This is a genomic window from Prevotella sp. P4-67 (assembly GCF_002251325.1).
In the GTDB taxonomy this organism is placed as follows: Bacteria; Bacteroidota; Bacteroidia; order Bacteroidales; family Bacteroidaceae; genus Prevotella.
In genome coordinates this window covers 1-3,199 of record NZ_NPJL01000049.1, presented here as the reverse complement: position 1 = coordinate 3,199, position 3,199 = coordinate 1, and the positions used below count along the sequence as shown (strand labels likewise).

Here is a 3,199-nt window from a genome sequence, read left to right as displayed (position 1 = left end):
GCTTGAGAGCCGGCTGCGGGGCGGGGGTGCGGTCGTCGTAGACGGGGCGTACAAGGATGCCGCGCGCGGGGAAGTCGCATGTGTCGATGCGGGGCTCTATCTTGCCTTTGGGGTTGTTGTTACACCAGAAGGAGATAATCTCGGCGGGGCCATAGCCATAGTTCATGACCTCGCTCGACCAATAGTAGCTCACCTTGCCTATATAGTATTTCTTCAGCTTGTTGTTGTCGCTATCCAGCCATCCGCCGTTGGTGAGGAAGATGTGGTTGCCGTTGGGGCCGGTCACCTTGATACACTTCCTGCCATTGACTCTGTCCCACTCAAACTTGCACTTCTCTATCAGTTCGGTCCAGTCTGCCTTGTTGGGCATGCGCCAGTGGCTGCGCAGAATGACTCTGGCGGCATCGTATTGGGGCAGAAGGATGTTGTCTTTGCCCACTCGCTCGGCCAGTTGGCTACTTATCTGGCTTCTGTATATGGTCTTGTTGGGGTCCAGCTTGGCTTGGATGGCAGGGGGATAGGCAGAGGCCTTGTAATCCTGCATCCATACTCCCTTGGGCTCACCCCATTGGAAGTAGTACTTGCTCTCCCCGTCGGCGCTGCCAAGGTCGGCATCGGCCCACTTGACCGACAGACCCAGGTCTACGGCCTTGATGTTCTGCGCCTGCAGCGCGATGGCTACCAGGGCAAGAAGTGTGGTGATGATGTATCTCTTCATCGTTGTGCGGATAGTGGATAGTTACTTATGGATTGGTATACAGTCTCTCCGGAGCAGCAACTGGAGCACCGGGGCGGCGGCTGACGGCTGTAGGGACGAACACACTGGCGGCTGGCAGGGCTGACAGGGTAGGGATAATCGGCGCTGCGGCTCTGCTCATGACCCGTCTGCTCGCGCCAGGGTAAGCGAAAAGCCTCATGAGCCTTAGACTTCCCGAGGGAATGAAAGGCACATGAGGCTCTACAGTCTATATTTATCCTACCTGGCTTCCAGGCTTGACATCCTTTGATGTGGTGGTCACAGAGAGTGTGCCGTCGTAGTTGACAGCCGAGAGTATCATGCCCTGGCTTTCCTCGCCCATCATCTTGCGTGGCGCGAAGTTGGCTACAAACAACACCTGCTTGCCCACGAGCTCCTGTGGGTCTTCATAGTAGGCAGCGATGCCGCTGAGGATGGTGCGGCCGTCCTTGGTGCCGTCGTCGATGTGGAACTTGAGCAGCTTCTTCGACTTCTTCACCTTCTCGCACGAGGTGACGAGGCCCACGCGGATGTCCAGCTTCTCAAAGGTGTCGAAGTCCACGTTCTCCTTGATAGGCTCGGGCTCATAGTTGGCAGCCTCGTTGGCCTTCTTGGTGTTCTCGAGCTTGAGCAGCTGAGCGTCGATGACGCTGTCTTCCAGCTTCTCGAAGAGCAGCGACGCCTCTCCCAGCTGAGTGCCGGCGGCGAGGATGTCCATGCTGCCCAGCTGTTCCCACTCGAAGCTGTCCATATTGAGCATGGCGCGCAGCTTCTTGGAAGAGAACGGCAGGAAAGGCTCGAAGGCGATGGCGAGGTTGGCGCAGAGCTGCAAGCACACGTAGAGGATGGTCTCCACACGCTTGGGGTCGGTCTTCCACACCTTCCAGGGCTCACACTCGGTGATATAGCGGTTGCCGATACGCGCCAGGTTCATGGCCTCTTTCTGTGCGTCGCGGAACTTGAAGCCGTCGAGCAGCTCCTCGACCTTGGCCTTGACGTCCTTGAACTCGGCGATAGTCTGGCGGTCAACTTCGGTCAGCTCGCCACAGGCGGGAACCACGCCGCCCCAGTATTTCTTGGTGAGCTGCAGTGCGCGGTTGACAAAGTTGCCATAGATGGCCACCAGCTCAGAGTTGTTGCGCTCCTGGAAGTCCTTCCAGGTGAAGTTGTTGTCCTTGGTCTCGGGAGCATTGGCTGTGAGGACATAGCGGAGCACGTCCTGCTTGCCGGGGAAATCGACGAGATACTCATGGAGCCAAACTGCCCAGTTGCGCGAGGTGGAAATCTTGTCGTTCTCCAGGTTGAGGAACTCATTGGCAGGCACGTTGTCGGGCAGGATATATCCGCCGTGGGCCTTGAGCATGGTGGGGAAGATGAGGCAGTGGAACACGATGTTGTCCTTGCCGATGAAGTGGATGAGGCGGGTATCGTCGTCCTTCCACCACTTCTCCCAGTTGCCCCAGCGGGCCGGGTCGCTGTCGCAGAGCTCCTTGGTGTTGGAGATATAGCCGATGGGCGCGTCGAACCACACGTAGAGCACTTTGCCATCGGCACCCTCTACGGGCACGGGGATACCCCAGTCCAGGTCGCGGGTCATCGCGCGTGGCTGCAAGTCCATGTCGAGCCACGACTTGCACTGTCCATACACATTGGGACGCCACTCCTTGTGTCCCTCCAGTATCCAGTCCTTGAGCCACTGCTGATAGTCGCCCAGCGGGAGATACCAGTTCTTGGTGGGACGCTTCACGAGGCCGTGGCCAGGGTTGTTCTTGTTGGTGGGGTTGATAAGCTCCTCGGGCGAGAGCGTGGCTCCGCACTTCTCGCACTGGTCGCCGTAGGCACCCTCGGCACCACAGCGCGGACAGGTGCCCACGATATTGCGGTCGGTGAGGAACTCGCCGGTCACCTCGTCACAGTACTGCTCCTCGGTTATCTCTTCGAGCTTGCCGTCGTCATAGAGCTTGCGGAAGAAGTCGGATGCAAACTTGTGGTGTATCTTGCTGGTGGTGCGGCTGTAGATGTCGAACGAGATGCCGAACTCTTCAAACGAGTCCTTGATGAGCTTGTGATAGCGGTCTACCACCTCCTGCACGCTGATGCCCTCCTTGCGGGCACGTATGGTCACGGGTACGCCGTGCTCGTCGCTTCCGCCGATGAATATCACATCCTTTTTCTTCAGTCTGAGATATCTTACATAGATGTCGGCAGGCACATATACGCCGGCGAGATGGCCGATATGCACACCGCCGTTGGCGTAAGGAAGCGCCGCAGTCACGGTAGTACGCTTGAAATTCTTCTCCATATTTGTTGTGATTGTATTTATTTTGGTGCAAAGTTACAAAATTATTATTAAGTAATGTGTTTGTTTACAAACAATTGCACCCTGCCGCTGCAGTTATTTTCACTATCGCCACCCTAACGATTGCCGCCGAGGCAAAAACCATCCCCATTGCATCGCCCGTG

1 protein-coding gene and 1 pseudogene are annotated in these 3,199 nt (G+C 57.0%); both read right to left on the bottom strand.

What is annotated here, in order from left to right; genetic code table 11:
• A pseudogene (locus CIK92_RS07835) lies at nucleotides 1–718 on the bottom strand (hypothetical protein); the annotation flags it as partial.
• 253 nt (nucleotides 719–971) lie between these two features.
• Nucleotides 972–3,038: a methionine--tRNA ligase gene (metG, locus tag CIK92_RS07830; protein ID WP_094388710.1), complete on the bottom strand. Its 2,067-nt coding sequence runs from the start codon at nucleotides 3,036–3,038 to the stop codon at nucleotides 972–974.
• Nucleotides 3,039–3,199 lie beyond the last annotated feature (161 nt).

Excerpts from the sequence above, each read along its gene's own strand:
- metG (WP_094388710.1), bottom strand. The coding sequence starts at position 3,038 with ATGGAGAAGAATTTCAAGCGTACTACCGTGACTGCGGCGCTTCCTTAC.